At 58.6% G+C, this 26,186-nt stretch carries 26 protein-coding genes and 1 pseudogene; 12 read left to right on the plus strand and 15 right to left on the minus strand.

The features are described 5' to 3' along the window. Window positions 1-4 precede the first annotated feature (4 nt). Genes thrC through alaC form a run of 3 tightly spaced genes read right to left on the minus strand, consistent with a single transcriptional unit; the run spans window position 5 to window position 3,890 of the window. The gene (gene thrC, locus ABS758_RS02175) at window positions 5-1,405 is read right to left on the minus strand and encodes a threonine synthase (protein WP_350380800.1); all 1,401 of its coding nucleotides are present in this window, start codon (window positions 1,403-1,405) and stop codon (window positions 5-7) included. Next, window positions 1,402-2,706 (minus strand): homoserine dehydrogenase, encoded by a 1,305-nt coding sequence (locus ABS758_RS02180; RefSeq protein WP_350380799.1) that lies wholly within the window; start codon window positions 2,704-2,706, stop codon window positions 1,402-1,404. Before ABS758_RS02180 ends, thrC begins: the two co-directional genes overlap by 4 nt. Continuing rightward, window positions 2,703-3,890, minus strand: a complete 1,188-nt coding sequence (gene alaC, locus ABS758_RS02185) for an alanine transaminase (protein ID WP_350380798.1) — start codon at window positions 3,888-3,890, stop codon at window positions 2,703-2,705. The genes ABS758_RS02180 and alaC overlap by 4 nt, the downstream gene beginning before the upstream one ends. Before the next feature lie 155 nt (window positions 3,891-4,045). Here alaC and ABS758_RS02190 point away from each other — a divergent pair, with 155 nt between their 5' ends. The 4 genes from ABS758_RS02190 to pdxA are packed head-to-tail and all read left to right on the plus strand — an operon-like array spanning window position 4,046 to window position 7,782. Beyond that, window positions 4,046-4,492, plus strand: a complete 447-nt coding sequence (locus ABS758_RS02190) for an Mth938-like domain-containing protein (protein ID WP_350380796.1) — start codon at window positions 4,046-4,048, stop codon at window positions 4,490-4,492. Next, window positions 4,489-4,959 (plus strand): peroxiredoxin, encoded by a 471-nt coding sequence (locus ABS758_RS02195; protein WP_350380794.1) that lies wholly within the window; start codon window positions 4,489-4,491, stop codon window positions 4,957-4,959. The genes ABS758_RS02190 and ABS758_RS02195 overlap by 4 nt, the downstream gene beginning before the upstream one ends. Window positions 4,960-4,982: 23 nt before the next feature. After that, window positions 4,983-6,770, plus strand: a complete 1,788-nt coding sequence (locus tag ABS758_RS02200) for a PhoH family protein (protein ID WP_350380792.1) — start codon at window positions 4,983-4,985, stop codon at window positions 6,768-6,770. After that, window positions 6,760-7,782: a 4-hydroxythreonine-4-phosphate dehydrogenase PdxA gene (gene pdxA / locus ABS758_RS02205; protein ID WP_350380790.1), complete on the plus strand. Its 1,023-nt coding sequence runs from the start codon at window positions 6,760-6,762 to the stop codon at window positions 7,780-7,782. Before ABS758_RS02200 ends, pdxA begins: the two co-directional genes overlap by 11 nt. Here pdxA and ABS758_RS02210 read toward each other — a convergent pair. The 9 genes from ABS758_RS02210 to ABS758_RS02250 form a co-directional block, all read right to left on the minus strand. After that, a complete protein-coding gene (locus tag ABS758_RS02210) occupies window positions 7,779-9,152 on the minus strand; it encodes a replicative DNA helicase (protein WP_350380788.1) in 1,374 nt (457 codons plus the stop codon). The genes pdxA and ABS758_RS02210 overlap by 4 nt on opposite strands. Window positions 9,153-9,255: 103 nt before the next feature. Continuing rightward, window positions 9,256-9,711, minus strand: a complete 456-nt coding sequence (gene rplI, locus ABS758_RS02215) for a 50S ribosomal protein L9 (protein WP_350380786.1) — start codon at window positions 9,709-9,711, stop codon at window positions 9,256-9,258. A 15-nt stretch (window positions 9,712-9,726) separates the two neighbouring features. Then, complete coding sequence (gene rpsR / locus ABS758_RS02220) at window positions 9,727-9,999, minus strand: 30S ribosomal protein S18 (protein WP_066456389.1); 273 nt, start codon at window positions 9,997-9,999, stop codon at window positions 9,727-9,729. 45 nt (window positions 10,000-10,044) lie between these two features. After that, a complete protein-coding gene (gene priB, locus ABS758_RS02225) occupies window positions 10,045-10,338 on the minus strand; it encodes a primosomal replication protein N (protein WP_350380784.1) in 294 nt (97 codons plus the stop codon). Window positions 10,339-10,357: 19 nt separating this feature from the next. Then, window positions 10,358-10,723: a 30S ribosomal protein S6 gene (gene rpsF, locus ABS758_RS02230; protein WP_350380783.1), complete on the minus strand. Its 366-nt coding sequence runs from the start codon at window positions 10,721-10,723 to the stop codon at window positions 10,358-10,360. A 175-nt stretch (window positions 10,724-10,898) separates the two neighbouring features. Continuing rightward, a complete protein-coding gene (folE2, locus tag ABS758_RS02235) occupies window positions 10,899-11,708 on the minus strand; it encodes a GTP cyclohydrolase FolE2 (protein WP_350380781.1) in 810 nt (269 codons plus the stop codon). Then, on the minus strand, window positions 11,705-13,561 hold the full coding sequence (gene dxs, locus ABS758_RS02240; RefSeq protein ID WP_350380780.1) for a 1-deoxy-D-xylulose-5-phosphate synthase: 1,857 nt from the start codon (window positions 13,559-13,561) through the stop codon (window positions 11,705-11,707). The genes folE2 and dxs overlap by 4 nt, the downstream gene beginning before the upstream one ends. Window positions 13,562-13,593: 32 nt before the next feature. After that, window positions 13,594-14,508, minus strand: coding sequence for a polyprenyl synthetase family protein (locus tag ABS758_RS02245; protein WP_350380778.1), 915 nt, complete (start codon window positions 14,506-14,508; stop codon window positions 13,594-13,596). Further along, complete coding sequence (locus tag ABS758_RS02250; protein ID WP_350380777.1) at window positions 14,508-14,786, minus strand: exodeoxyribonuclease VII small subunit; 279 nt, start codon at window positions 14,784-14,786, stop codon at window positions 14,508-14,510. The genes ABS758_RS02245 and ABS758_RS02250 overlap by 1 nt, the downstream gene beginning before the upstream one ends. A gap of 136 nt (window positions 14,787-14,922) precedes the next feature. Between ABS758_RS02250 and ABS758_RS02255 the strand changes: the two genes are divergently transcribed. Beyond that, a complete protein-coding gene (locus ABS758_RS02255) occupies window positions 14,923-15,465 on the plus strand; it encodes a hypothetical protein (RefSeq protein ID WP_350380775.1) in 543 nt (180 codons plus the stop codon). On the opposite strand, the gene ABS758_RS02260 is transcribed toward ABS758_RS02255, so the two are convergent. Then, on the minus strand, window positions 15,413-15,973 hold the full coding sequence (locus tag ABS758_RS02260; protein WP_350380846.1) for a GNAT family N-acetyltransferase: 561 nt from the start codon (window positions 15,971-15,973) through the stop codon (window positions 15,413-15,415). The two genes, ABS758_RS02255 and ABS758_RS02260, sit on opposite strands and share 53 nt — an antisense overlap. Next, window positions 15,959-16,822: pseudogene (locus tag ABS758_RS02265) on the minus strand (sulfurtransferase); the annotation flags it as partial. The pseudogene ABS758_RS02265 and the gene ABS758_RS02260, both read right to left, overlap by 15 nt. Before the next feature lie 174 nt (window positions 16,823-16,996). Here ABS758_RS02265 and htpX point away from each other — a divergent pair. Next, window positions 16,997-17,869: a protease HtpX gene (gene htpX / locus ABS758_RS02270; RefSeq protein WP_350380773.1), complete on the plus strand. Its 873-nt coding sequence runs from the start codon at window positions 16,997-16,999 to the stop codon at window positions 17,867-17,869. A gap of 12 nt (window positions 17,870-17,881) precedes the next feature. Next, window positions 17,882-19,540 carry a Na/Pi cotransporter family protein gene (locus ABS758_RS02275; RefSeq protein WP_350380771.1) on the plus strand — a complete coding sequence of 553 codons (1,659 nt, stop codon included), beginning with the start codon at window positions 17,882-17,884 and terminating at the stop codon, window positions 19,538-19,540. A 31-nt stretch (window positions 19,541-19,571) separates the two neighbouring features. Here ABS758_RS02275 and polA read toward each other — a convergent pair whose 3' ends face one another. Next, window positions 19,572-22,298 (minus strand): DNA polymerase I, encoded by a 2,727-nt coding sequence (gene polA / locus ABS758_RS02280; RefSeq protein ID WP_350380769.1) that lies wholly within the window; start codon window positions 22,296-22,298, stop codon window positions 19,572-19,574. Here polA and ABS758_RS02285 point away from each other — a divergent pair. The 5 genes from ABS758_RS02285 (at window position 22,297) to ABS758_RS02305 (ending at window position 26,131) form a co-directional block, all read left to right on the plus strand. Beyond that, entirely contained in the window at window positions 22,297-22,968 is a 672-nt protein-coding gene (locus ABS758_RS02285) for an LOG family protein (protein ID WP_350380768.1), read from the plus strand. The genes polA and ABS758_RS02285 overlap by 2 nt on opposite strands. Before the next feature lie 111 nt (window positions 22,969-23,079). After that, window positions 23,080-23,868: a transporter substrate-binding domain-containing protein gene (locus ABS758_RS02290; RefSeq protein ID WP_350380766.1), complete on the plus strand. Its 789-nt coding sequence runs from the start codon at window positions 23,080-23,082 to the stop codon at window positions 23,866-23,868. A 94-nt stretch (window positions 23,869-23,962) separates the two neighbouring features. Continuing rightward, window positions 23,963-24,652, plus strand: coding sequence for an ABC transporter permease (locus tag ABS758_RS02295; RefSeq protein ID WP_350380764.1), 690 nt, complete (start codon window positions 23,963-23,965; stop codon window positions 24,650-24,652). Continuing rightward, entirely contained in the window at window positions 24,649-25,359 is a 711-nt protein-coding gene (hisM, locus tag ABS758_RS02300) for a histidine ABC transporter permease HisM (protein WP_350380763.1), read from the plus strand. The genes ABS758_RS02295 and hisM overlap by 4 nt, the downstream gene beginning before the upstream one ends. Then, complete coding sequence (locus ABS758_RS02305; protein ID WP_417251522.1) at window positions 25,319-26,131, plus strand: ABC transporter ATP-binding protein; 813 nt, start codon at window positions 25,319-25,321, stop codon at window positions 26,129-26,131. Before hisM ends, ABS758_RS02305 begins: the two co-directional genes overlap by 41 nt. Window positions 26,132-26,186: the final 55 nt, after the last annotated feature.

Genomic DNA, 26,186 nt, shown 5'->3' on the forward strand with positions numbered 1-26,186 from the left:
CACGCTACAAGGCGTGCCGACGAAGATAATCGGCCACCAGACCGGCGTCGCAATCCATGACCTCAAAGCGCTGTGGTTGCTGCTGCAAATCCCGCAGTGCCTCTGGAATTTCGGGCTGTCGGCCGGTTGCCTCAAGAATGGTTTCAGAGAACTTGGCCGGTAACGCTGTTTCGAGCACCAGCATCGGGATACCCGGATCAAGGTGCGACAGGGCGACATGCACGCCGTCTGCCGTGTGCGGATCAATCAGCAAGCCCGACTCCTGGTATACCGCCCGGATGGTGGCCAGACGATCGGCATGCGTACTGGTGCCCGCAACAAAGCCGTAGCGCTCTGTGAACTGCGATTTAAGGTCGGAGAGGTCGAACTGGCCGTCTTGCTTCAGGGCGGACATCAGACTGCGAACCCGAGCCGGATCCTGCGCCACCAGATCAAACACAAAGCGCTCGAAATTGGAGGCCCGCGAAATATCCATCGAGGGACTGGAGGTGGCGTACGTTTGGTTGGCCGGCCGTGGCCGATACACCCCAGTGCGGAAAAATTCTTCAAGGACGTTGTTTTCGTTGCTGGCCAAAACCAGGCGATGAATGGGCACCCCCATCCGACGCGCCAGATGGCCGGCCAGAATATTGCCAAAGTTGCCCGACGGCACCGCAAACGAGACCTTTTGATCCGGCCCGGTGGTGGCACGCAGCCAACCCCAGACGTAATACACAATCTGTGCGGCAATGCGTGCCCAGTTGATGGAATTGACGGCACCCAGATTGTGGCGATTCTTGAAATCGAGATCGCCGGAGAGTGCCTTGACGATATCCTGGCATTCGTCAAACACACCCCGTACCGCAATATTGTGGATATTGGCGTCTTGCAACGAATACATCTGCGCGCGCTGGAAAGCGCTCATGCGTCCATGAGGCGACAGCATGAACACCGCCACACCACGCTTGCCACGCAAGGCGTATTCGGCGGCAGACCCAGTGTCTCCCGAGGTGGCACCCAGCACATTGAGGGTTTGGCCACGCTGCGCCAGCACGTACTCGAACACCTGTCCCAGAAACTGCATGGCCATGTCCTTGAACGCCAGCGTAGGGCCCTCGGACAAGCCCAGCAACGACACGCCGGGGCGCAATGGCTTTAATGGTGCAATCCGGGGAAACACCTCGGGGGCATAGGCGGCTTGCGTGAGGCGCTGCAAGTCATTGGTGGGAATGTCGTCGATGAATAAGCCCAGTACCTGGGCGGCGAGCTCGGCATAGGACAGGCTGCGCCAGGATTCAAGCTGTGTCTTGGAAATTTGCGGCAGGGAGACCGGCAAGGCCAGGCCGCCATCGGGCGCCAGGCCCTCAAGCAGGATGTCGCAAAATGGCATAGGGGCCATACCGCCCCGGGTAGACTGATATTTCATGAGAAATTCTCCACGCGCAGACGGGTGACATCAGAGCGGACAAAAGACTGCTTTTGCATCACTTGCAAGGCAGCATCCACATCGCCTTCACGGGTTTCGTGGGTGAGGAAAATAATGTCGGCCTGCTGGTCACCGTGCGGCTGCTGGAACATTGACCCCACAGAAATCCCCGCACCAGACAGAATCCGTGCCAAATCGGCCAGCACGCCCGGCACATCATCCACACGCAAGCGCAAATAAAAGCTGGAATGCACTTCTGCCATCGGCAGCACAGGAATATCCACCACGGCCTCTGGCTGGAAAGCCAGGTAGGGAACCTGGTGCTCGGGATCAGCCATTTGCAAACGCGCAACGTCGACCAGATCGGCCACGACGGCTGATGCCGTGGGCAAAGCCCCGGCCCCTTGTCCATAATACATGGACAAACCCACAGCATCACCCCTGACAAGCACGGCATTCATGGCACCTTCGACATTGGCCAGAAGGCAGTCGGCCGGCACCAACGTGGGGTGCACCCGAAGCTCGATGCCATCCGGGCGCCGGCGGGTGATACCCAGCAGCTTGATGCGATACCCCAGACGCTCGGCGTGCACGATGTCTTCGGAAGCCAGATGGGAGATACCCTCAGTGGTGACTTTGTCAAACTGCACCGGGATGCCAAAGGCAAGCGACGCCAACAAAGTAAGCTTGTGCGCGGCATCCACACCTTCGATATCGAAGGTTGGGTCGGCTTCTGCATATCCTAATCGCTGGGCCTCGGCCAGTACGGTTTCGAAGGGCAGCCCACGCTGGCGCATTTCGGAGAGAATAAAGTTGGTGGTGCCATTGATAATGCCGGCCACCCACTGGATACGATTGGCTGTCAGGCCTTCGCGGATCGCCTTGATGATCGGAATTCCACCGGCAACCGCCGCCTCGAAAGCCACCATTACTCCGCGGGCCTGGGCCGCCGCGAAAATCTCGTTCCCATGCACGGCCAGCAAGGCCTTGTTGGCCGTGACCACATGCTTTCCGTGCTCGATCGCCTGAAGAATGCAGGCTCTGGCAAACGTATCGCCCCCCATGAGCTCGACGACGACGTCGATATCCGGATCACTCACAAGCTCAAGCGCATTGCTCACAATGCGGACGTCAGGCCCAACCAGCGCCCGCGCCTTGGCAACATCACGCACAGCCACGGCAGTGACTTCGATGGACCGCCCGGCACGACGCGCGATCTCGCTGCCATTTTGCGCCAGTACTGTCCAGACACCCCCGCCAACAACACCCAAGCCTAACAAGCCGATTCGAACTGGTTTCATTTCAGGAACCCGTCCTTGCGAAACATATCCTTGATGCCGCGCACCGCCTGGCGGGTACGTTGCTCGTTTTCGATCAGGGCAAAGCGCACGTATTCGTCGCCGTACTCACCAAAACCAATCCCTGGTGAAACCGCCACTTTGGCTTCCGACAACAAGTGCTTGGAGAACTCGAGAGAACCCATCGCCCGATAGGGCTCGGGGATATGCGCCCAGATGTACATCGACGCCTTAGGGATATCCACCGGCCATCCTGCCTCGTGCAGGCCCTTGGCCAACACGTCACGGCGGCGACGATACTGTTCGACCACTTCGGCCACGCAATCTTGCGGGCCCTCAAGCGCCGCAATGGCAGCCACCTGCAAAGGCGTGAAGGTGCCGTAATCGTGATAGCTCTTGATGCGTGCCAGCGCATTGACCAGCTCGCGGTTGCCCACCATGAAACCGATACGCCACCCCGCCATGTTGTAGCTTTTGCTCATGGTGAAGAATTCGACAGCCACATCACGAGCACCGGGCACCTGCATGATGGAGGGCGCCACATAGCCATCAAACGTAATATCGGCATAGGCGAGATCGTGCACCACCAAAATGCCATGCTCTTTGGCCAGTGCCACCACGCGTTCGAAGAACGACAAATCCACGCACTGGGCGGTGGGATTGCTGGGAAAGCCCAAAATCATCATCTTGGGCCTGGGGATGGTCTCGCGCACTGCACGCTCGATTTCCTCAAAGAAATCCAGACCTGGAATCATAGGTACAGAACGGATATTAGCCCCTGCGATTACCGCCCCGTAGATGTGAATCGGATAGCTGGGGTTGGGCACCAGCACCGTATCGCCGCGATCCAGTGTCGCCAGCATCAGGTGGGCCAGGCCCTCTTTTGAGCCGATCGTCACAATCGCCTCGGTATCGGGATCAAACTGCACGCCGTAACGGCGCTCGTACCACTGCGTAATGGCCCGGCGCAGACGCGGAATGCCCTTGGATACCGAATACCCATGGGTGTTTTCCCGCTCGGCAACCTCAACCAGCTTGGCCACGATATGCGGTGGGGTCGGGCCATCCGGATTGCCCATGGACATATCAATAATGTCCTCGCCCCGGTGCCGGGCAGCCATCTTGAGCTCTCCCGTAATGTTGAACACATAGGGTGGCAGGCGCTCGATACGCGGAAAGGTGGTCATGATGATCCTCGGCAGGGCTGAAACAAGATTCTGGCGGCAAGTAGATGCAGTGCAGCAAATCCGATAATCTAGCGCATGCGTGTGCGACTCGCAAATCAGCCTGCCTGTCGGCGGGAGCACACTGCGCTATCATCACAGGAACTCTGGAGCATGCCGTGTTATTGCAAAAAGACCTTAATCCAGCACTGAATACCGTAACGGCATACGGCGAGCACCACCTGGAGATCAATCAGGTGCGCTACGAAAACGCCATCTGCTTTGGGCCTGAAGGCCCCGTGCGTGCGGTAGAAATCAGCCGCGTCAATGAGATCAATGCATCGCTTTTGAAGGCGCTTATCGGGCTTGACAAGGCCTCGGACGATCCCATGGCGTTTCTTGACGACGCCCCCAGCCGCCTGCCGGACGATGCCCCCGAAGTGTTGCTGATCGGCACGGGCTCCCGCCAAACCTTCTTACCCACCGAGACCCTTCGCCCGCTGTTGCAGCTGGGTATCGGTGTCGAAACCATGACCACCCAGGCCGCAGCCCGGACATACAACATTTTGATGTCCGAAGAACGCCGCGTTCTGGCGCTTTTGTTACCCGGAGACCCAACCCCATGACTACTGTCGCAATCGGCAAACCCTTGCCCTCCTTGACCGCAGAATCCACCCACGGTGCATTTGATTCAGCTGCACTTCAGGGCAAACCCTTTGTTCTTTATTTTTATCCCAAAGACAACACACCGGGCTGCACCACAGAGTCACAAAATTTCCGTGATCTCCACCCGCAATTTCAATCGCTGGATTGCCCGGTGTTTGGCATCTCCCGGGATTCCATCAAATCACACGAAAACTTCACCGACCAGCAAAGCCTGCCCTTCGCACTGGTATCCGACCCAGATGAAACCCTGTGCCAGCTCTTTGATGTCATGAAACAGAAAAACATGTATGGCAAACAGGTGCGCGGCATCGAACGCAGCACCTTTCTGGTTGATCAACACGGTACGCTGGTGCAGGAATGGCGTGGCGTTCGTGTGCCGGGCCACGCAGACGAAGTCTTGCAGGCCGTGCGCAAGCTGACCGCCTAAAAATCCCACTTTCCGGAGACTCCATGCCGCTTCCGAAACCGCCGACCAAGCTTGGTGCTACGGTCGACCCGTCTGCTACCGTATCAACCCTCGTTGCTACACCACCGGGCAACACCGAGGTATCCAACACGACACCAGACACACCCAGAAAACCACGCAACAAGCCGGCGGTCGCGGCGATTCTTACAAAATCAACCCGTTCGCCAAGTACAGCAACAACCGAGCCTGCCACAACACCCAAAACAGCATCCGGCTCAGCCAAATCAGATACGGCGGCTCCCGCTGTTTCGGCCACCACCTCACGCCAGGCTGCCAAACCCAGCAGCTCACCTGCTTCGGCATCCAACACACAGCCTGCTCCCTCCGCCAAAAACAGCAAGGGGCCGGCCAAGCGCCTGCCGGCCAGCCAGCGCAAGCTGTTTGTGCTTGATACCAACGTGCTGCTGCACGATCCCAGCTCGCTGTTTCGCTTTGCAGAGCATGATGTCTTTCTGCCCATGATTGTGCTCGAAGAGCTTGATCACCAGAAAAAAGGCATGTCCGAAGTCGCCCGTAATGCACGCCAGGTCAGCCGCTCGCTCGACGAGCTCATCGGCAATACCGACGACCTCAACAAGGGGGTATTGCTGGACGGCTCTGGCAACAAAGAAGCCAGAGGAGCCCTGTATTTCCAGACACGGCCCACCGACACACGACTGCCCATCGAGCTGCCCATGGGCAAGGCCGACAACGTCATTCTCAGCATTGTCCACGGATTGCGTGAGGCCTCACCCAAGCGCGAGATCGTTCTGGTGTCCAAAGACATCAATATGCGGCTGAAGGCCCGCGCATTGGGGCTGCCTGCCGAAGACTATCTCAACGATCACGTCCTCGACGATTCTGATCTGCTCTACGACGGCATCCTGCCGCTGCCAGAAAACTTCTGGAACAAGCACGGCAAAGACATCGAATCCTGGCAGCAAAACGGCCTTACCTGGTATCGGGTGCGTGGGCCGCTATGCAGCCAGTTCAGCGTCAACGAATTTGTCTACTACGAAGGCGACATGCCTTTGTCGGCACAGGTGCGCGAGGTTACCGGCAAAAGTGCGGTCCTGGCCACTTTACGCGACTTCAGCCACGGCAAAAACAGCGTCTGGGGCATTACGGCACGCAACCGCGAACAAAATTTCGCCCTTAACTTGCTGATGAACCCCGATATCGACTTTGTATCGTTGCTGGGACAAGCGGGCACCGGTAAAACACTGCTCACCCTGGCCAGCGCGTTATCGCAAGCCTTCGAAACCAAACGCTACACCGAAATCATCATCACGCGTGCCACGGTGCCCGTGGGCGATGATATCGGGTTTTTGCCTGGTACCGAAGAAGAAAAAATGCTGCCCTGGATGGGTGCCCTGGAAGACAACCTCGAAGTCTTGCACCAGGGGGCCGGCAATGCCATCACCAGCACCCCCAGCTCAGGCAACCCCGACTGGAGCAAAACACCTGCCATGGATCTGATCCGCTCACGCATCAAGGTCAAATCCCTTAATTTCATGCGGGGGCGTACTTTCCTCAATAAGTTCCTGATCATCGACGAAGCGCAGAACCTGACGCCCAAACAGATGAAGACGCTGATTACGCGAGCGGGCCCAGGCACCAAAATCGTTTGCCTGGGCAATATCGCGCAAATCGACACGCCCTACCTCACCGAAGGCAGCTCGGGGCTTACGTACGTGGTCGACCGCTTCAAGGGCTGGCCACACGCAGGCCATGTCACCTTGCAACGCGGCGAGCGTTCCCGCCTGGCAGACTACGCCAGCGATGCGCTCTGAGTCCGTCAATATGCAACGCAGCCACTTACCTCTTGGTTTCACCCTGGGGGATGCCGCAGGGGTTGGCCCCGAGCTTATCGTCAAGCTGTTTCACCAGGGGTTACCCCACCCCGCCGTGGTGTACGGCGATGCAGGGATTCTGGCCAGGGCCTGTACAGCACTGGGCCTCGAAGAGCAAATCAGGATTCAGCCACTGAAAACCCCTGGAGCAGGTTCCTGCAAGGGCGTCATCGGTGTGCTGAATCGATGGGACAGCCTGCCGCCAGACCTGCCCTACGGGTATGTAGACGCCCGCGCGGGGCGAGGTGCTTACGAGTACCTGTGCCACGCAATTGATGATGCCCAGGACGGCCGTTTGCGTGCCGTGGTTACCGCACCGCTGCACAAAGAAGCCTTGCACGCGGCAGGCATAAATTTCCCCGGACACACCGAAATCCTGGCAGAGCGCACCGCCACCACCGATTACGCCATGATGCTGGCCAACCACGAGCTGCGTGTCCTGCTGGTTACCATCCACATGGCGCTGGCGGATGTTCCCCAAGCCATCAACCAGCAGGCTGAGCACCGTGCCATTACCCTGGCCCAATTGGCGTGCCGGCAGGCCGGTATCCGCCAGCCACGCATTGCCGTGGCTGGGCTCAATCCCCATGCCGGCGAAGGCGGTGCATTTGGCACAGAAGAATCCCGCCATATCCTGCCCGCCATCCAGGCGGCCAAGGCACAGGGGCTGGATGTCTCAGGCCCCTGGCCGGGCGACACCATCTTTATGCGGGCCCGAAAAGGCGAGTTTGACATCGTGGTGGCCCAATATCACGACCAGGGGCTCATCCCGGTAAAGTATCTGGGGCTTGATGAAGGCGTCAATGTAACAGTAGGACTGCCGTTTGTACGCACCAGCGTTGATCACGGCACTGCCTTTGACATCGCCGGCAAGGGGATCGCCGATCCTGCCTCTTTAAGGGCAGCCTTTGACATGGCCCTGCAAATGACCGCCCATGCTGATCAGGCTTAGTAACCCGGCGCAGCAGAGAAATTAAGAAACCGTGTGCTGGCACCCTGAAATGTCAGCCTCACCGTGCCAATCGGGCCATTCCGCTGCTTGCCGATAATGATTTCGGCCGTGCCTTTATCAGGAGAATCAGGGTTGTAAACCTCATCCCGGTAGATAAAGATGATCACGTCCGCATCCTGCTCGATAGCCCCTGATTCACGCAGATCGCTCATGACCGGCCGCTTGTTGGGGCGCTGCTCCAGGCTGCGGTTTAACTGCGATAAAGCCACCAGCGGGCAATTGAGCTCTTTGGCCAGGGCCTTGAGCGAGCGGCTGATCTCGGAAATCTCGGTGGCGCGGTTTTCACCCCCGCCATTGGCTGACATCAGCTGGATGTAGTCGATGATCACCATTCCCAGCTGCCCGCACTGCCGCGACAGGCGGCGGGCACGCGCCCGTACCTCCATCGAGGTGAGCGCCGGCGTTTCATCGATATAGATTTGTGCCTGCTCAACCTTTTGCACTGCATGTGTCAGGCGGGGCCAGTCATCCTGATTGAGTTTCCCGGTTCTCATTCGATGTTGATCGAGCATGCCGACGGAACCAATCATGCGCATCGCCAGCTGTACCGCGCCCATTTCCATGGAAAATACGGCCACCGGCAGACCTTGCTCGATGGCGACGTGCTCACCGATATTCATTGAGAATGAGGTTTTACCCATGGACGGGCGGCCGGCAACGATGACAAGATCACCTGGCTGCAGGCCGGATGTCATGCGATCGAGATCATCAAAACCCGTGGGTACGCCCGTAACATCAGAATCTCCCTCGCGGTGGTACAGCTCGTCGATACGCTCGACAACCTGCGCCAGCAAGGGCCGGATCTCCTGGAATCCAGCCATCCCGCGGGCACCCTCTTGTGCAATCTGAAACACACGGGATTCTGCCTCGTCGAGAATCTGCCGGGCTTCTTTGCCCTGAGGATTGAAGGCAGCCGCGGAGATCTCGTCGGCGATTGATACCAGCTTGCGCAGCATGGAGCGCTCGCGCACGATCTCGGCATAGCGCCGGATATTGGCCGCCGAGGGCGTGTTGTGCGCCAACGCATTGAGATAAGGCAAGCCGCCGCAATCATCGGCCTTGCCGGCCGTGGCCAGGGATTCGTGAACCGTAATGACATCGGCTGGGCGCGCCAGGCCCACCAGACGGGTAATGTGCTGCCAGATCAGGCGGTGGTCAAAACGATAGAAATCATCTTCGACCAGAACATCGGCAATACGATCAAATGCGGCATTATCCAGCAGCAAACCACCCAGCACCGATTGCTCGGCCTCGATGGAGTGCGGCGGGACGCGCAGATAATCCAGTTGATTGTCGGTTTCGATATCCACCACGTGATCCTTGATCCAATAAAAAAGGCCGGCATCGAGCCGGCCTTGGTGCTCGCCCTGCTACTTCTTCATGGAAGAAATGTAGCACGACAGGCAAATGGCATCAGGCCATTTCGCCTTGCACGGTTAGTGTGACATCAGCCACGACGTCCGCGTGCAGCGCAACCTGCAGGGGGAACTCGCCCACTGCCTTGATGGCGCCGTCGGGCATGCGAACCTGCCCTTTGTGCACACCGCTGAAGCCAGCATCTTGCAAAGCCTTGGCAACGTCCATATTGGTCACCGAGCCAAACAGGCGGCCATCGACGCCCGCCTTTTGGCTGATGATCAGGGCATAGCCGTGCAGCTTCTCGGAGAGCGCCTCGGCGGCGGCCAGTTTCTCGGCCTGATGTTTTTCGAGCTCGGCGCGGCGGGCTTCGAATTCTTTCAGGGCTGCGTCGGTTGCCCGACGCGCGATTTTCTGGGGAATCAGGTAGTTGCGGGCGTAGCCATCACGCACACGCACCACATCACCTAGGTTCCCGAGATTGACGACTTTTTCAAGCAGAATGACTTGCATGACGGGGACCTCGGATTAGTTATGGTTGTCGGTGTACGGCAACAGGGCCAGGAAGCGCGCACGCTTGATGGCTGTGTCCAGCTGACGCTGATAGTGCGCTTTGGTGCCGGTCAGGCGTGCCGGGATGATCTTGCCGTTTTCCTGGATGAAATCACGCAGGGTGTCGAGATCCTTGTAGTCGATTTCCTCGACCTTGGCGACGGTGAAGCGGCAGAATTTGCGCCGTTTGAACAGCGGGTTTTGTTGCCCGAATTTACGTTTTTCTTTCGACTTCTTGAAGTAAGCCATGATGTTAACCTTTGTCTGATACCGGGCAAGGCCCGGTGGGTTCATTCAATTTGCCTGCACAAGCTGCTGGATATGCAATACCAGCCGATCCGATCCCTGCCGCTGCGGTGCGAGAAACCCAACTACCCGAATGGCCGTCCCCACGGGGGTATTGGCCAACTGCAGTGCGATGTCTCCCAGAGCGACCGCCTTGAGTGTCATGGATACCTGACGGGACAGGCCCGCTTCGATTACCCGGGATTCATGCGTCATCTGCAATCTGACAACCGGCAAGCCTGCCGGGGTGTGACGCAGCGGTTGAATCTCCAGGAGGTTCGCAGCCAGCTTGACCTGGTTCACGGATCGCGCGAGCGCCGGATCAGGAGTTCGAGGTCTCGGCGGAAGCCTTGCGGGCCTCTTCGCGTTCGACTGACTTCATCATGAGAGAAGGCTCGGTGTGGGCGTGCTTGGTCTTGATGAACAGGTGACGCAGGATGGCGTCGTTGTAGCGGAACGAGTGCTCGAGCTCGTCGAGTGCCGTTTGACCGCATTCGATGTTAAAGCAGACATAATGCGCTTTAACAAGTTTCTGGATCGGGTAAGCCAGCTGGCGGCGGCCCCAATCTTCGACGCGATGAATCTGGCCGCCGTTAGTGGTGACCATGGTTTGATAGCGCTCGATCATGGCGGGCACTTGCTCGCTTTGATCGGGGTGCACAATGAACACTACTTCGTAGTGACGCATAAATGACTCCTTGAGGATATCTGCGATTGACAGACAGCCCGCCACCACTGAAAAACCAGGGACGGTCGGGCAAGTAACCCGGCATTCTAGCACAAATCAGGAAACCTCAACCAAACACAACACAGGGTACTTGCGCCTGGCCGGTGCGATGATTACAGCAAATACGCCGGGAGATTCAGGCGCTACGCACCACTGCATAGGCCGAATGATTGTGTATGGATTCGAAGTTCTCAGCCTCGACTTCAAACCACTGGATGCCCGGCTGTTGCTGCAGCATGACGGCCACATCGCGGACAAGATCCTCGACAAACTTTGGATTCTCGTAGGCGCGCTCAGTGACGTATTTTTCGTCTGCCCGCTTGAGCAACCCCCACAGCTGGCACGAGGCTTGCGCCTCGATGGCGGGAATCAGCGTATCCAACGCCGGCGCCTGCGCTGCCGGACACTCGAGCCGCACTGTGACATGTGAGCGCTGGTTATGCGCACCGTATTCGGAAATGGCCTTGGAGCACGGGCACAGGCTGGTTACCGGCACCTGAACCTCGAGAGAAAACTGACTTGCCTGCTGACGCCGTGCCCGGATCGCCCAGCACACCTGATAATCCATCAGGCTGCGGACCTCGGTGACGGGCGCGGATTTTTCGAGGAAATACGGAAACCGCGCGGACAGATCGCCCGCATCTGCCTGCAACTGATCCAGCATGTCGGCGGCCAGCTGCGCAAGACCTGTCGGGCTCAGAGCCTGGGCCCGTCGAGCCTCGAGCAGCGCAATAAAGCGCGACATATGGGTGCCCTTTTCTTCGGCAGGCAGCGCAACTGTCATTTCCCATTGGGCAATCGTGGCCTGTGGCTGTGCTGCCGTGGCAACCAGCAACGGGTGACGTACCCCCCGAACCCCGACACGCTGGATGGCAATATGGCGTGCATCCGCACTACTTTGCACATCCGGCATGGCTACCAGAACCGGATCGAGCACCGTGTTCATGAATGATTTCCTTGCAAACGCTGGCGTATTGACGCCTCGATCCCTTGGGCGTCCAGGCCTAAGCCTGCCAGGATCGCCTTTTGGTCCCCGTGATCGATGAATTCGTCCGGCAGCCCAAGCTGCAGAACCGGGCACACGATCGCCTCCCGATGAAAGTATTCGGTCACTGCACTACCCGCCCCGCCCATGATGGCTGCTTCTTCGAGGGTGACAAACAACTGATGGCCAGCGGCCAATTGCGACAGCAGGGATTCATCCAGCGGCTTCACAAAGCGCATATCCACCAGCGTGGCGTCCAGCGCCTCAGCAGCCTGAATGGCGGATTGCAGCAGCGTGCCGAACGCCAGAATGGCAATGGCTTGCCCTTGCCTGCGCACCACGGCACGACCGATCTCGACCGTATCGAGTGTATCGCCAGGCTGCACACCACAGCCCGGCCCGCGAGGATAGCGTACCGAAGCAGGCCCGGGATGACGATAGCAGGTGTTGAGCAAGAGGCGTGCCTCGTGTTCGTCGGAGGGTGTGGCCACCACCATATTGGGTACACAGCGCAGATAGGCAATATCATAGTTGCCCGCGTGTGTGGCACCATCGGCCCCCACAATGCCGGCACGATCCAGCGCAAAAGTCACATCCAGATTTTGCAATGCCACATCATGGATCAGCTGATCGTAGCCACGCTGTAAAAATGTAGAGTAAATGGCCAGCACAGGTTTATAGCCCTCGCAGGCCAGCCCTGCCGCGAAAGTAACCGCATGCTGCTCGGCAATGCCCACATCAAAGTAACGCTGCGGATACGCACGCTCGAAGGCAACCAGGCCACTGCCCTCGCGCATGGCAGGCGTAATGCCAATAAGCTTGTCATCGGCCCCTGCCATATCGCACAACCATTGGCCGAAGATCTGCGAAAACGACTGCCGCCCAGGCTGGGCAGGCTTCTGGATGCCCACCGAGGGATCAAACTTGCCAGGCCCGTGATAAAGGACGGGGTCGGCCTCCGCCAATTTGTAGCCCTGCCCCTTGCGGGTAACCACATGCAGAAACTGCAAACCCTTTAGTGCCCGGATGTTTTCGAGGGTGGGCAGCAGCGCTTCGAGGTCGTGACCATCGATGGGGCCCATATAGTTGAAGCCCAGCTCTTCGAAGAGCGTAGAGGGTGACAGCATGCCCTTGGCATGACCCTCAAGTTTGCGTGCCAGCGCCAATGCCGGTGGCACATGCTGCAGCATGGCCCGCCCCATTGTCTTGGCACGTGCATAAAACTGACCGGACAGAAGTCGGGCAAAGTAGTAGTTCAGCGCCCCGACCGGCGGCGAAATCGACATGTCGTTGTCGTTCAGGATCACCAGCAAATTGACATCGGGTGTCACACCCGCGTTATTAAGCGCCTCGAAGGCCATGCCAGCCGTCATGGCCCCATCGCCAATCACGGCAATATGCTGGCGGTCGATACCCGCATTGCGCGCAGCCACGGCCATGCCCAACGCTGCAGAGATCGAGGTGGATGAGTGTGCAGTGCCAAAGGCATCGTAGGGGGACTCGGAGCGTTTGGGGAACCCCGAAATACCACCTTGTTGGCGCAAGCCTGCCATAGCCTCGCGTCGGCCCGTCAGAATCTTGTGTGGATACGATTGATGGCCAACGTCCCAGACCAGACGATCCTGGGGCGTGTTAAAGACATAATGCAAAGCAAGCGTGAGCTCGACCGTACCCAGATTGGAGGACAGATGCCCGCCCGTTTGAGCAACCGACTGCACAAGAAAACTGCGTAGCTCTGTCGCCAGCTCTTTGAGTGCCCGACGATCCAGCTTGCGCAATTGTGCAGGAGAATCAATGGTGTCCAATATCGTCATCTTGTGCTTCTGGTGTCCTGGGTCTGGCTGTATCAGTGCGTTCGGCCAATGATGTAATCCGCAAGCTCGCGCAGGCGGCCGGCCGACGGGCCCAAAGGCAACAGCGCCTCGTGGGCCTGCTCTCGAAGATCGTTGAGCAAACTACGCGAAGCGTCCAGGCCGAGAATGGAGACATAAGTAGGTTTGCCCTGTGCAGCATCCTTGCCTGCCGTTTTTCCCAGGGTAGCCGAATCTGCCGTAACGTCCAGAATATCATCCACGATCTGAAACGCCAGCCCCATCGCGGCCGCATAGGACTCCAGCCCGTTGCGCGCCGTTGAACTGGCACCCGCCACGACCCCGCCCAGCAGCACGCTGGCTTCGAGCATGGCACCGGTTTTCATGCGGTGCATGCGTTGCAGTGCATCGATATTCAGGGCATGGCCGACACTGGCACAATCGATGGCCTGCCCACCCACCATGCCGTCGGCACCGGCCGCCCGAGCCAGCAATTGCACGGCTTGCACCACCAAGGCCGGGGCGATCGGCATCTGTGCCAGACAGTCGAAGGCCAGAGGTTGCAGGGCATCTCCCGCCAGCATTGCCAGCGCTTCATCATCAAATTGCCGATGAACAGTAGGCCGGCCACGCCGCAAATCATCATCATCCATGCACGGAAGATCATCGTGGATGAGGGAATATGCGTGAACAAGCTCTACTGCCGCGGCCGCACCATCCAGCGCCAGGCCTTGGGCGGCGGACGCACTGCCTGAGGGGCAACTGGCCTCACCCGCAGCGTACACCAAAGCAGCCCGTACCCGCTTGCCTGGGCCCAACACGGCATAGCGCATTGCCTCATGCAGCTGCGCGGGGCTTTCGTCGGCTTCGGGAAGGAGCTCGGACAACACCCCGCCAACCCGGCCGACTGCGTCTTGCAGCCATTGATCAAAACTGCCTGCCACGGACATTATTGGCCATCCTGCCCGGGGGTACCATCCAGGGGTTCGAGCAACTGCCCTTGCAAGACCTGCACTTGCTGTTCGGCCGCTTCGAGGCGTTGCTGACAGACACGAGCCAAGGCAACACCCCGTTGATACAGCGCAATCGACTCATCAAGCCCCAAATCGCCATCGCTCATACGCGAAGCGATTGACTCGAGTTCGGACAATGCAGTTTCGAAGTCTTGCGGCAATGCCGGCCCAGCCTGTGACGGCTCTGGGCGCACTGTGGTTTTTTCCTTGACCATGGGATTCTGTTATCTAGTTCCAGACTGAATTGTACGAGAACTGAAGACATGTACTCGGCCCATCTCCCAAATCCAGACAATCGGCCTAACCAAGTTAGAATTCAGGCTACTCATCCAGACCTTTCTGAAGATCAGCATGCCAGACATCACCAGCAACCTTACCTTTTGGGCAACCATCGGCACTTGGCTGGGCCCCGTCGTCACAATAGTGGGCTTTATTCTGGTCATCCGGCAGCTCAGTGCAGATCGGCAGACCCTGGAAACACAAACGAGTTGGCAAATCTATAACGTCGGGGCGGCGGTACTACAGACGTTCGTGAACCACCCGGAGTGCCGGCCATATTTCTACGAAAACAAACCACTGCCGCCGGACGAGCCGCTACGCAGCACGATATTGGCAGTCAACGAACTAATCTGCGATCACATGGAAAACATCGTCCTGCATGTCAATGCGCTAGACTGCGAAACCTACCGCGTCTGGAAAATCTACATGCAGGGGCTCTATAACCGCTGCCCCACCATGCAGGAATTTCTGCGCAAGGAAAATGAAGGATATCGCTATTCCCACGAACTACTCGTCATTCTGTCCGAAGGGGCCAAGACCGAGGTAGGATCCAACGCGTGGATCACACGGTACGATCCTTTGTCATCGCAGCCGCACGACAGCACATCAGCGTAATTCTGCGGTCGTTATAGAAATCCTCCCGGAGGATTTCCCAGCCCAGGTGCAGATAGAGTTCCACCTGGCTGGTGGTGTAAAGGTAAATGGTGGAGGCCAATGTACTGGACCAATCCATCGCCCGCCGGATCAGCCTGCTACCGATACCGCGACTCCGCCATTCCGGCGACACATACACATTGGCCAGCCAAGGGTGCAGTTCGGGATGGCTAGGTAAATCATTTTCAACAATACTGGCCATCCCGATCAACTGACCAGCCTGGCGTGCTACAAAGAATTTAGGGATCGATAGCGCCTCATTCAAGGATCTGTCGAGATCCTGGCGGTTCTTTTGCCATACTGCATCCGTTTCAAACCGAGCCCATTCCTGATAGATCCACTGGGCAACCTGCTTCGCCTCGTACGTACTGCGTAATATTTCAATATCTGGATCTTGGAGGACAACGCTCGGACGCCGGCTATCTGCACGCGCCCCTTGCGGGCTGTTAGGCGCCGCGCCGCGGGCCACCGGACGATCAGGGTTGCTGCACCATTCGCTCCAGGAGCCCGGATACAAGGCAGAGCCCCTAAAGCCCGCCAGCTCCATTGCAAACAGATTGTGGCAAGCCGTGATGCCCGAGCCACATTGGTGCACAATCCCGCGATCCAGGCGGTCGCCCAGCAAAGATTCGAACTCGGCCCGCAGTTGCGAGGCCGGCTTGAAGCGGCCATCGGCCTGCACGTTTTGCACAAACGGACGATTAAGCGCACCCGGGATATGGCCACCCACCGGATCTATGGGTTCAACCTGGCCGCTGAAGCGCTCGGGAGCCCGGGCGTCCAGCACAGTAAATCGCGGCTCGTCCAGATTGCCCAACACGGCACGGGCGTCCACTGTTGGCATCGATGGCTGACGCGTTTGTACCAAGCCCTGCAAGGCTTGGGCTTCGCTGATGGATGCCTCATGCAGACCCGATTCTACGGGCCCATCCGCAGCCAGCCACGCCGCCCAGCCGCCGTCCAGTACGGCAACGGATTCGTGGCCCAGCCAGCGCAGCATCCACCACAGATGGGCGGCAAACATGCTGTTGCCCGCGTCGTATACCACCACATCCGAGCGTGCCGTAAGGCCTTGTGCCCGCATCAAGGCAGCAAAATCGGCGCGATCCGGCAAAGGGTGGCGACCATTTTGGCCTGTGCACGGGGCGCACAACTGCATCTCGTGGTCGAGGTAAAGGGCGTGCGGAATATGCCCTTGCTGATAGGCCTCGCGCCCGGCCTCGGGCTTGGCCAGATCGTGGCGCACATCGAAGATCAGACAACCGGGCCGTTGCAAACGTGCCTTTAACTCATCTGCCTGAATCAGTAAATCGGACATGGCGCTGAACCTCCTGGGTGAAAACAACCTGGCGCGTAGCAAGCGTGTCTTCGTGCACGGAGCATGGGCCCGGGGCCCAAAATGCCTGCCACACGGGGATACAGTTTACAGAGCCGATACTATACACTTTGGATACATCCTCAATTTGTACACGACTCCCGGAGCCGTCCCCCTATGAAGCGCATCATCCTGTTTCTCCTTACCAACCTCGCCGTCGTTGCAATCCTCAGTATCACCATGAATCTGCTGGGTGTCGGGCGCTACCTCACCGCCAATGGCATCAATCCCGGCGCCTTGCTGGTGTTCGCTGCCGTCATCGGTTTTGGCGGTGCATTTATCTCGCTGCTGATCAGCAAGTGGATGGCTAAAACCAGCACTGGAGCTCACGTTATCGACCCCCAGGCGCCCCGTAATGCGCGTGAGGCCTGGCTGGTGGATACCGTGCATCAACTGGCCGATCGCGCGGGCATCGGCCGCCCCGAAGTTGCCATCTACGAAGGGGCGCCCAACGCGTTTGCCACCGGAGCCTTCCGCAACGACGCACTCGTGGCGGTCTCCACGGGCCTGTTATCGTCAATGACAGAAGAAGAAGTCACCGCAGTGCTGGGACACGAAATCACTCACGTTTCAAACGGCGATATGGTCACACTTACCCTGATCCAGGGCGTCGTCAACACGTTCGTCATCTTCCTGTCGCGTATCGTGGGCTATTTCATTGATCGCGCCATTCTCAAGAACGAACGCGGTGTCGGCATAGGGTATTACATCAGCGTCTTCGTGTGCGAGATCCTTTTTGGCGTCCTGGCTTCCATTATCGTGGCCTGGTTTTCCCGCCAACGTGAATTCCGGGCGGATGCAGGCTCGGCACGTCTGCTGGGGTCCCGAGACCCCATGATTCATGCCCTGGCCCGCCTGGGCGGTGTCGATGCCGGCGAGTTGCCAAAAACGTTCCAGGCTTCGGGCATCGCCGGTAATGCATTGGGCGCCTTGTTCGCCTCCCACCCCCCCATCGAGCAGCGCATCAACGCCTTGCGCCAGCAAGCCTGACACGGCTGACACATGCGCGAACTCCAGGTCATCATCGCCTTCAGCGGCTTTATCGCCCTGCTGCTGTGGGGCGTGCATATGGTGCAAACCGGAGTCCAACGGGCCTTCGGCAAAACGCTGGGGGTCTGGATGGGCCGCGCAATGGGCTCCCTGCCTCGGGCCTTTGGCACGGGCCTGATCATCACGGCAGCCATTCAAAGCAGCACGGCCACAGGTCTGATGATCACTGGTTTTGCCATGGATGGTCTGGTATCGCTGGTGCCTGGGCTGGCCGCCATGCTGGGCGCCAATGTAGGTACCACCCTGATCGTACAGGCCCTGTCCTTCAATCCCACCGCGCTGGCGCCGGGGCTGGTGTTGATCGGGGTCTGGATGTTCCGCCACTACGCGCCTGGGCGTACACGGGATCTCGGACGTGCATTTATCGGCCTCGGGCTGGTGTTGTTGTCGCTGAACGAACTCGTCACCATGTTCGAGCCTCTCAAAAGCGCCCCAATGCTGGGTACGGCATTGGATGCACTGGGTGCCGCCCCCTTGCTGGCACTATTGGCCAGCACCGCGCTTACCTGGGCCTCGCACTCCAGCGTGGCCGTGGTTGTACTGATCATGTCATTGGCCCACCACGGGCTGGCAGACCCGACACTAGCCTATACCCTGGTGCTGGGCGCCAATTTGGGCACCGCCATCAACCCTGTTCTCGAAGGGGGCTACGACGACAACCCCGCCTCCCGCCGGCTGCCGGTAGGCAATCTGGGCACACGGGTGGCGGGATGTCTGCTCGGGATGGCCCTGCTGCCCTGGGCAAACGAGATCATGGCAGTGCTGGGCCAGGATCCCGCCCATGGAGTAGCCAATTTTCATCTGGCCTTCAATCTGGTGGTGGCGGCATGTTTTATGCCGATAGTGCGGCCATATGCCAATCTGCTGCAGCGGTTCCTGCCTCAGCGCATCAACCCGGACGACCCCGCCCGCCCCCGTTATCTGGATGAATCGGCCCGCGAGGTTCCTGCTGTCGCCCTGGGGCAGGCAGCACGCGAGGCGCTGCGCCTCATTGATCTCCTGCGCGAATCACTGCAACTGACCGAACGCGCACTGCTGCACGAAGACACCCCGGCCATCGGGCGCGCCCGTTACCTTAACGGAGCCATCAGCCAGCTCGACCAATCCATCACGGCGTACCTGGCCACCCAGGACCAGGAAAGCTTGAGCGCCGAAGACGAAAAATACCTGAAAACCATTCTGGCGTTTTCCACAAACATCGCACACGCGGCCAGTGTTTCAGGCATGGGATTGCTGGGGCACGCCAGCCGGCTGCAAAAAAAACACTGGATACTGGAAAGCGGGCAACAACAAGAACTGCAGCAAACGATGGATCGCCTGCAACGCAATCTGCGTCAGGCAGCCTCCCTGTTTGTATCGGGAGATCGCCATGTAGCGCGCACCCTGGCGTTTGAAAAGGATTATTTTCGAACACTCGAAGCCGAAGCCGCCGACCGCCACCTTGAGCGCATCAAAACAGGCCAGATCGAGGCGGCCGATGTGGGTGCGTTTTATCTGGAGGTCTTGCGCGATGCGGGTGGTGTCAGCGCCTACTTGGTAAACGCTGCGGCCTACCCTATTTTGGCTCACTATGGCGAGCTTCTACCCAACCGGCTTCGCGAAGCCGACTGATCCGCGGCAATCGGCGGCCTAGGCGCTACCCTTAATGAGCCTCGCCCCAATCGTTGCCAACCCCCACTTCAGCAATCAGCGGCACTGCCAGTTCTGCCACACCCGCCATCAGGCGAGGCACCTCGGCGCGCAATAATTCCACTTCGTCTGGCGTCACATCAAAAACCAGCTCATCGTGCACCTGCATCACCATCAGGCTGGCCAGCTGCTTTTCCAGCATCCATTGCTGGACGGCCACCATGGCCATCTTGATGAGATCGGCCGCGGTGCCCTGCATGGGGGCGTTGATCGCTGCGCGCTCGGCCGCTGCCGCCCGGGGCCCCTTTACGCCGGCAAGATCGGGAAAATGCAGGCGGCGACCAAAGACGGTTTCCACATAGCCTTGCTCGCGTGCCTGGCGACGGATGCGATCCATGTAATCGGCCACCCCGGGATAACGCATGAAATAGCGATCGATATAAGCCCTGGCCGCAGCACGGGTAATGCCTAGATTGGTTGCCAGGCCAAATTCGCCCATCCCGTAGATCAGCCCGAAATTGATCGCCTTGGCGGCACGCCGGTGCTCGGCATCCACCTGATCGGGCGCCACGCCAAAGACTTCGGCCGCAGTGGCCCGGTGGATGTCTTGCCCGTGGGCAAATGCCTGACGCAGATTTTCGTCGCCAGACACATGCGCCATCACCCGCAACTCGATTTGAGAATAATCAGCTGACAGAATCTTGCCAAGACTGGACACAAAGGCAGCGCGCACACGCCGGCCTTCAGCGGTACGCACCGGGATATTTTGCAAATTGGGGTCGGATGAAGCCAGCCGCCCGGTAACCACGGCAGCTTGCGCATAGCGCGTATGGACACGCCCCGTCCGGGCATCGATCATCCGGGGCAGCTTGTCGGTGTAGGTGGATTTCAGCTTGGCGATCCCGCGATAATCCAGCAGCAAGCGCGGCAAGGGATAATCTGCCGCCAGGCGGGTAAGGACTTCTTCGTCTGTGGACGGGGCACCACTGGCTGTTTTACGCACCACCGGCAACTGCATCTGCGTAAACAGGATTTCTCCCAGTTGCTTGGGCGAATTCAAATTAAAGGGCTGCCCCGCCAGCACATGGGCCTGCGCTTCAAGCGCAATCATTTGCTCGCCCAGCTCGTGGCTTTGGCGCGCCAGCACGTTTACATCCAGGGCCACACCGTTACGCTCGATGCGCGTCAGTACTTCGGACGTCTGGATTTCAAGCTGATAAATCCGCTTGAACCCGGCCTCAGCCTGCACGCGGGGCCACAGCACCTGATGCAGGCGCAGGGTGAAATCAGCATCTTCTGCCGCATAGTGGGCGGCACGATCGAGATCGACTTCATCAAAGCCGATCTGCCGGGCACCTTTGCCGCAGAGGTCTTCGTAGGTAGTGCCGGTGACACCCAGCCACTGAATGCAGAGGTCTTGCAGATTGACCCGCCGATGAGACTGCAATACATACGCCTGCAACATGGTGTCGTGCCGGATACCGCACAGATGCAAGCCCTCGTTGGCCAGCACATGTGCATCATATTTGGCATGGTGCAACAGTTTGGCGGCCGCTGGATTCTCGATCCAGGGGCGTAGTTGTTCCAATACCCAGCCGCGATCCAGTTGCTCGGGCGTACCCGGGGCACGATGCCCCACCGGGATATACGCCGCATGGCCAGGCTCTACCGATATCGATAAGCCAATCAGGCGCGCCACCATGGGGTCAAGACTGGTGGTTTCGGTATCCAGGGCAACCAGCGGAGCAGACTCAAGCCGCTTTAACCAGCTTGCAAAATGCTGCTTGTCGAGAATGATTTCGTATTTGATTTCTGCCGGCGCCGCGGGGGCGGTGTCTGCCTGTGCCGCCCGGGCATCCTGCTCGGGGATGCGGTCGGGGTCTCCGGTGATTTCACGCAACCATGAGCGAAATCCGTAATGCTCGTATAAACGCGTGAGTGCTGGCGTATCGGGCTGGCGCAGTTGCAGGCTGGGTACGCCAAACCGGCCGCCCAGGTCGCAATCAACGCGAATCGTCAGGAGGTTGCGTGTCATTGCAAACTGAGGCACTGCCGCCCGCAAATTGGCCCCCGCTACCCCTTTGATCTCGTGCGCATGCTCGATGATGGCCTCGATGCTGCCATACTCGGCAAGCCATTTGGCCGCTGTCTTGGGCCCCACCTTATCTACCCCGGGCACGTTGTCCACAGTATCGCCAGTCAGCATCAGATAATCGATGATGCGCTCGGGGGGCACACCAAATTTGCGCACTACCCCATCGTGATCCTGGCGATCATTGGTCATGGTGTTGATGAGCTCGACATCATCGTTGACCAGTTGCGCCAAATCCTTGTCACCCGTGGAAATAATGGTATAAAGGCCCTCTTTGGCGGCCTGAGTGGCCAAAGTGCCAATCACATCATCCGCCTCGACATCGGGCTCACAAATCACCGTCCAGCCCAAGGCGGCCACCGCCTCGTGGATGGGCGCAATCTGACGCCTCAGATCATCCGGCATCGAGGGGCGATTGGCCTTGTACTCGGGGTACATTTGCTCTCGAAACGAGCCACCCGGCGCATCAAAGACACAGGCCCCGTATTGCGCGGCATCCTTGTAATCCTGCATGAGCCTCCGTAACATGGATATGACGCCGTACAGGGCACCGGTGGGCTCTTGCTGCGCATTGCGCAAATCAGGCATGGCATGATATGCCCGATATAAGTAGCTAGAACCATCGACAAGCAACAAGGTTTTTTTCATGACAGACAACAAAACAAAACGTGTATCGGCAGAACAACAGATTCCTACGATTATTGCAGAGATGCGCGCCGCCGCCGTGGCTTTTCAAAAAATCGGCCTGGGTGTCAGCGTTTTCGGTAGTGCCCGCATCCCGCGCGGTCATCCTTTTTATGAGATGGGTCGCGAGCTTGGCCACCGCCTGGCCCAGCTGGGCGTACCGGTCATCGCAGGCGGTGGCCCAGGCCTGATGGAGGCCGCCAATCGTGGCGCCTTCGAAGCCGGCGGCCGCAGCATCGGGCTCAATATCCGCCTGCCGCGCGAAAACGTAGACAATCCCTACCAAACCGATAGCCTGCACTTCGAGTACTTCAACTCACGCAAGGCTTCATTTTTTATGCACAGCCTGGCGTACGTCGTGCTGCCCGGCGGCTTTGGCACACTCGATGAACTCTTCGAAGCGGTCACCCTGATACAAACGCTCAAGCAACCACCTGCGCCCATCATTTTGGTGGGTACAACATTTTGGTCTGGCCTGATCGACTGGGTTCGTGACCAACTAGTACCCAATGGCACGGTCAGCCCCTTCGATGTCGATCTGATCACGGTCACCGACAACCTCGACGAAGTGATCAGCCTTATTCAGCAGTCGCTGCAGATCGAGCCCAATCGCGAACCCGCTCTGCCCGAATAAGCACTTCTACGGGTAATGCTTGATGCGGCCTGATAAAGACCTGGGTTAACATCACGCCTTGTTACCGCTGGCTGGCCGTATGGCAGGCCAGCCCCACAGGAGAACTATTCGATGAAACCGACATTCCTGGGCGCCGCGCTGCTGATCGCAGCCGGGCTGATCCCTGCGGTGGGTTCAACCGCCCACGCCGCCGAACTCAAAATTGCAACCGAAGCCGGCTACCCGCCATTCGAATACCGAAACCCAAACGGGCAGCTTGAAGGCTTCGACATCGATATCGGCAACGAACTCTGCAAACGCATGCAGCGCCAGTGTGTCTGGATCGATCAATCCTTCGATGGTCTGATCCCCGGCCTGCAGGCCCGCAAGTTTGATCTGGCCAACTCCACCATGACGGCCACCGAAGCACGCAAAAAGGTCATCGACTTCACCACCCCTCTGTACATCGTGCCTGTCAAGCTGATGGTCAAAAAGGGCAGCGGCCTCGAGCCCACCGCAGAATCCCTCAAGGGTAAGCGCGTCGGTGTGCAGCAAGGTACCACCATGGAAACCTACGCACGCAAATACTGGGCGCCCAAGGGCGTCAAGGTGGTCTCGTACCCCAGCTATACCAATGCCTACGTCGACGTTACTGCGGGCCGCCTGGATGCCACTTTCCAAGAGGCACAGAGCGCTGTCGAGGGCTTCCTCAGCAAGCCCGAGGGCGCTGACTACGAGCTCGCCCAAATGACGCTCGATGACCCCATCCTCAACGACCCCATCGCCATGGGCATGCGCAAGGGCAACAAGCTCAAGGCCGAGGTCGACAAGGCTCTGAAGTCCATGCTGGCAGACGGCACCATCCAGGGCTTTGCCAAAAAATACTTTGCCGAAGGCCTGATCCAGTTTCCCGCTCAATAACCGGATTGGCGGCCTGCCGCATGATCCTTCCGCCCAGCGCCGCCCGGCTTCACCGGGCACGCCGGGCGGCATTTCCATCTGAAGTCCTCTTTTCATGTTTCTAAACGGCTATGGCCCACTTTTGCTGGCTGGCACCTGGGTGACCATCCAGCTGGCGATCCTGTCTCTACTGGTCGCCATTGGGCTGGGTCTGTTGGGTGCCTGGGCAAAACTATCAGAGGCGTGGGGTGCCAGAGTCCTGGCTACCGCCTACACCACGCTGATCCGGGGAGTCCCCGATCTGGTGCTCATGCTGCTGATTTTTTTCAGCCTGCAGATCTACCTCAATGACGTCACCGACCTTCTTGGCGCCGACCCCATCGATATCGACCCCTTCGGGGCCGGTGTGCTTACCCTGGGTTTTATCTATGGCGCTTATTTTGCCGAAACCTTTCGCGGTGCATTCATGGCGGTGCCGCATGGCCAACTAGAGGCTGCCACTGCCTACGGCATGCGTGAATTCCAGGTGTTTCGCCGGGTGCTGTTTCCCCAGATGATGCGCCATGCATTGCCAGGCATCGGCAACAACTGGCAGGTGCTCCTGAAATCCACTGCCCTGGTGTCCCTGATCGGCCTGACAGACCTCGTCAAAGTAGCCCAGGACGCCGGCAATGTCACGTTTCGGGTGTTTCTGTTCATCAGCATCACGGGCCTGATCTACCTGCTGCTCACAACGATATCCAACGGCGTGCTTTTTTGGTTGTACAAACGCTATAACGTCGGCGTTCGCGAGGCCCTCCTATGATGGACGTCCTCGAGCAATTTTGGCGCGCCTATCTGTTCAGCAGCAACGGCAGCCTCTCGGGCATGGCCATTACCTTGTGGCTGTTGGTGCTGTCCGTCTCCATGGGCTTTTTCATTTCCATATTCCTGGCGGTTGGCCGGGTTTCTTCGCGAAAATGGCTCTCGATACCCCTGTGGATATTCAGCTATGTGTTTCGTGGCACTCCCTTGTATGTCCAGATCCTGTTTATTTATGTGGGCATTTACAGCCTGGATTTCATCAAGGGTGTGCCACCGCTGGCCACTTTTTTCCAAAATGGCTTTAATTGCATGGTGGTGGCGCTTACCTTAAACACGGTCGCCTACACCACCGAAATCTTTGCCGGTGCCATCCGCGCCACCAACGCCGGCGAAATCGAAGCCGCCCGGGCCTTTGGCATGACGCGCTTCGCCCTGTATCGCCGGATCATCCTGCCATCCGCCCTGCGTCGGGCCCTGCCCGCCTACAGCAATGAAGTCATCCTGATGTTGCATGCCACCTCGCTGGCGTTTACCGCCACGGTGCCCGACATCCTCAAGGTTGCCCGGGATGCAAACTCGGCCACCTATCAAACCTTTGCTTCGTACGGGATTGCTGCCGTGCTTTATCTGGGTCTTTCGTTTACCCTGATCGGTATCTTCCGCTGGTATGAGCACCGTACACTGGCCTATCTGGCCATCCACCGATAAGAACATGTCCAAACTCGACGTACTCAATATCCACAAGCGCTACGGCGATAACGAAGTCCTCAAGGGCGTTTCCTTGCAGGCCAATGCGGGCGACGTGATCTGTATCCTTGGCTCCAGCGGCTCGGGAAAATCCACATTTTTGCGCTGCATCAACTTTCTGGAGAAGCCCAACAAGGGCTCGGTATCCCTTAACGGCGAGGAGCTGAAAATCGTGCACGACAAGCACGGTGAGCCCCACGCCGCCGACCTCGACCAGCTTCGCCGGCTGCGATCCAAACTGGCCATGGTGTTCCAGCACTTCAATCTGTGGGCGCACATGAACGTCCTGGGCAACGTCATCGAAGCCCCCATGCAGGTGCTTAAACTGAGCCGCGCAGAAGCCACCGAACGCGCCCGACACTACCTGGCCAAGGTAGGGCTGGATCCCAGGACCGAAACACAATATCCATCTTCTTTGTCTGGCGGCCAACAACAGCGCGTCGCCATCGCCCGGGCGCTCGCAATGGAGCCCGAAGTGATGCTATTTGACGAGCCCACGTCGGCACTGGATCCAGAGCTGGTGGGTGAAGTGCTGAAGGTTATGCAAAAGCTGGCCGAAGAAGGCCGCACGATGCTGGTTGTTACCCACGAAATGGGGTTTGCCCGCAACCTGGCCTCGCAGGTGATGTTTCTGCATAAAGGTGTTGCCGAAGAAACCGGCACGCCCGCCGACATCTTCGATAATCCTCAAAGCCTGCGCCTGCAGCAGTTTCTGTCAGGCAATCTCAAATAGGCTGGCAAGGGTTTTTGCCACCCTCAGGCAGCTTCACCTGCCAAAGCTGCCTAAA

Origin of the sequence: Castellaniella sp. FW104-7C03 (genome assembly GCF_040276085.1) — a bacterium.
GTDB lineage: Bacteria > Pseudomonadota > Gammaproteobacteria > Burkholderiales > Burkholderiaceae_B > Castellaniella.

What these genes read in the sequence shown, in the direction of transcription:
- thrC (WP_350380800.1), bottom strand. Translation starts at nt 1,405, where the DNA reads ATGAAATATCAGTCTACCCGGGGCGGTATGGCCCCTATGCCATTTTGC.
- ABS758_RS02180 (WP_350380799.1), bottom strand. Translation starts at nt 2,706, where the DNA reads ATGAAACCAGTTCGAATCGGCTTGTTAGGCTTGGGTGTTGTTGGCGGG.
- alaC (WP_350380798.1), bottom strand. Translation starts at nt 3,890, where the DNA reads ATGACCACCTTTCCGCGTATCGAGCGCCTGCCACCCTATGTGTTCAAC.
- ABS758_RS02195 (WP_350380794.1), top strand. Translation starts at nt 4,489, where the DNA reads ATGACTACTGTCGCAATCGGCAAACCCTTGCCCTCCTTGACCGCAGAA.
- ABS758_RS02200 (WP_350380792.1), top strand. Translation starts at nt 4,983, where the DNA reads ATGCCGCTTCCGAAACCGCCGACCAAGCTTGGTGCTACGGTCGACCCG.
- pdxA (WP_350380790.1), top strand. Translation starts at nt 6,760, where the DNA reads ATGCGCTCTGAGTCCGTCAATATGCAACGCAGCCACTTACCTCTTGGT.
- rplI (WP_350380786.1), bottom strand. Translation starts at nt 9,711, where the DNA reads ATGCAAGTCATTCTGCTTGAAAAAGTCGTCAATCTCGGGAACCTAGGT.
- rpsR (WP_066456389.1), bottom strand. Translation starts at nt 9,999, where the DNA reads ATGGCTTACTTCAAGAAGTCGAAAGAAAAACGTAAATTCGGGCAACAA.
- rpsF (WP_350380783.1), bottom strand. Translation starts at nt 10,723, where the DNA reads ATGCGTCACTACGAAGTAGTGTTCATTGTGCACCCCGATCAAAGCGAG.
- folE2 (WP_350380781.1), bottom strand. Translation starts at nt 11,708, where the DNA reads ATGAACACGGTGCTCGATCCGGTTCTGGTAGCCATGCCGGATGTGCAA.
- dxs (WP_350380780.1), bottom strand. Translation starts at nt 13,561, where the DNA reads ATGACGATATTGGACACCATTGATTCTCCTGCACAATTGCGCAAGCTG.
- ABS758_RS02245 (WP_350380778.1), bottom strand. Translation starts at nt 14,508, where the DNA reads ATGTCCGTGGCAGGCAGTTTTGATCAATGGCTGCAAGACGCAGTCGGC.
- ABS758_RS02250 (WP_350380777.1), bottom strand. Translation starts at nt 14,786, where the DNA reads ATGGTCAAGGAAAAAACCACAGTGCGCCCAGAGCCGTCACAGGCTGGG.
- ABS758_RS02255 (WP_350380775.1), top strand. Translation starts at nt 14,923, where the DNA reads ATGCCAGACATCACCAGCAACCTTACCTTTTGGGCAACCATCGGCACT.
- htpX (WP_350380773.1), top strand. Translation starts at nt 16,997, where the DNA reads ATGAAGCGCATCATCCTGTTTCTCCTTACCAACCTCGCCGTCGTTGCA.
- ABS758_RS02275 (WP_350380771.1), top strand. Translation starts at nt 17,882, where the DNA reads ATGCGCGAACTCCAGGTCATCATCGCCTTCAGCGGCTTTATCGCCCTG.
- ABS758_RS02285 (WP_350380768.1), top strand. Translation starts at nt 22,297, where the DNA reads ATGACAGACAACAAAACAAAACGTGTATCGGCAGAACAACAGATTCCT.
- polA (WP_350380769.1), bottom strand. Translation starts at nt 22,298, where the DNA reads ATGAAAAAAACCTTGTTGCTTGTCGATGGTTCTAGCTACTTATATCGG.
- ABS758_RS02290 (WP_350380766.1), top strand. Translation starts at nt 23,080, where the DNA reads ATGAAACCGACATTCCTGGGCGCCGCGCTGCTGATCGCAGCCGGGCTG.
- ABS758_RS02295 (WP_350380764.1), top strand. Translation starts at nt 23,963, where the DNA reads ATGTTTCTAAACGGCTATGGCCCACTTTTGCTGGCTGGCACCTGGGTG.
- hisM (WP_350380763.1), top strand. Translation starts at nt 24,649, where the DNA reads ATGATGGACGTCCTCGAGCAATTTTGGCGCGCCTATCTGTTCAGCAGC.
- ABS758_RS02305 (WP_417251522.1), top strand. Translation starts at nt 25,319, where the DNA reads ATGAGCACCGTACACTGGCCTATCTGGCCATCCACCGATAAGAACATG.